The following is a 2,043-nucleotide window of genomic DNA, read 5'->3' as shown; positions in this document are numbered from 1 at the left end:
ACTCTCTTTACTACTTCTTCCAGATTGTTAAAGAACGTTTAGCCGACCGGCGTACTTCATTGCCTTCGACATCAACTGGCTTCAATCGCCAATGCACAGCACTTCACGAAGCACTGTGCATTGAGGACTTTTGGTGGAGGATGACGGGATCGAACCGACGACCCCCTGCTTGCAAAGCAGGTGCTCTCCCAGCTGAGCTAATCCCCCCGTGTCTTGCTTGACTCGTGGTGGGTCTGGTTGGATTCGAACCAACGACCCCCGCCTTATCAAGACGGTGCTCTAACCGACTGAGCTACAGACCCAAAGCCTGTTTCTTGAACCACAGCCGATAAGCGTGAGCGCTTGGATGCTCGGGTAGTGCTACCCAGTGCGAAGCTCGAGAAAGGAGGTGATCCAGCCGCACCTTCCGATACGGCTACCTTGTTACGACTTCACCCCAGTCATGAATCCCACCGTGGTAAGCGCCCTCCTTCGCAGGTTAGGCTACCTACTTCTGGTGAAACCCACTCCCATGGTGTGACGGGCGGTGTGTACAAGACCCGGGAACGTATTCACCGCGGCATGCTGATCCGCGATTACTAGCGATTCCAGCTTCACGCAGTCGAGTTGCAGACTGCGATCCGGACTACGATCGGTTTTCTGGGATTGGCTCCACCTCGCGGCTTGGCAACCCTCTGTTCCGACCATTGTATGACGTGTGAAGCCCTACCCATAAGGGCCATGAGGACTTGACGTCATCCCCACCTTCCTCCGGTTTGTCACCGGCAGTCTCCCTAGAGTGCTCTTGCGTAGCAACTAAGGACAAGGGTTGCGCTCGTTGCGGGACTTAACCCAACATCTCACGACACGAGCTGACGACAGCCATGCAGCACCTGTGCGTCGGTTCTCTTTCGAGCACATCCACCTCTCAGCGGACTTCCGACCATGTCAAGGGTAGGTAAGGTTTTTCGCGTTGCATCGAATTAATCCACATCATCCACCGCTTGTGCGGGTCCCCGTCAATTCCTTTGAGTTTTAATCTTGCGACCGTACTCCCCAGGCGGTCAACTTCACGCGTTAGCTACGTTACTAAGGAAATGAATCCCCAACAACTAGTTGACATCGTTTAGGGCGTGGACTACCAGGGTATCTAATCCTGTTTGCTCCCCACGCTTTCGTGCATGAGCGTCAGTATTGGCCCAGGGGGCTGCCTTCGCCATCGGTATTCCTCCACATCTCTACGCATTTCACTGCTACACGTGGAATTCTACCCCCCTCTGCCATACTCAAAGCTTGCCAGTCACCAATGCAGTTCCCAGGTTGAGCCCGGGGATTTCACATCGGTCTTAACAAACCGCCTGCGCACGCTTTACGCCCAGTAATTCCGATTAACGCTCGCACCCTACGTATTACCGCGGCTGCTGGCACGTAGTTAGCCGGTGCTTATTCTTCCGGTACCGTCATCCTCCATCCATATTAGGGACGAAGTTTTCTTTCCGGACAAAAGTGCTTTACAACCCGAAGGCCTTCTTCACACACGCGGCATTGCTGGATCAGGGTTGCCCCCATTGTCCAAAATTCCCCACTGCTGCCTCCCGTAGGAGTCTGGGCCGTGTCTCAGTCCCAGTGTGGCTGGTCGTCCTCTCAGACCAGCTACAGATCGTCGCCTTGGTAGGCCTTTACCCCACCAACTAGCTAATCTGCCATCGGCCGCCCCTATAGCGCGAGGTCCGAAGATCCCCCGCTTTCTCCCTCAGGTCGTATGCGGTATTAATCCGGCTTTCGCCGGGCTATCCCCCACTACAGGACACGTTCCGATGTATTACTCACCCGTTCGCCACTCGCCACCAGGGTTGCCCCCGTGCTGCCGTTCGACTTGCATGTGTAAGGCATGCCGCCAGCGTTCAATCTGAGCCAGGATCAAACTCTTCAGTTCAATACCTGTTACTGTTTTCGGTCTCTTTCGAAACCGGTCGCTCACTCAACGTACTGACGATGATTAATCCGTCCTAAGACAGATAAACCTTCCTCTGATACTTCGTGTGAGACTCTTGATACTTTTGC

At 54.3% G+C, this 2,043-nt stretch carries 2 tRNA genes and 1 rRNA gene; all 3 read right to left on the bottom strand.

Annotated features, from left to right (window positions below):
* Window positions 1-131: 131 nt before the first annotated feature.
* Window positions 132-207: transfer RNA gene (locus QCE69_RS39010), tRNA-Ala, on the bottom strand.
* 18 nt (window positions 208-225) lie between these two features.
* Window positions 226-302: transfer RNA gene (locus QCE69_RS39005), tRNA-Ile, on the bottom strand.
* A gap of 79 nt (window positions 303-381) precedes the next feature.
* A 16S ribosomal RNA gene (locus QCE69_RS39000) occupies window positions 382-1,915 on the bottom strand.
* Between the last annotated feature and the right edge of the window lie 128 nt (window positions 1,916-2,043).

Source organism: Caballeronia sp. LZ032, from assembly GCF_031451315.1.
Taxonomy (GTDB): Bacteria; Pseudomonadota; Gammaproteobacteria; order Burkholderiales; family Burkholderiaceae; genus Caballeronia.
The sequence above is the reverse complement of the archived record's forward strand: the minus strand, read 5'-3'. Positions and strand labels throughout refer to the sequence as shown.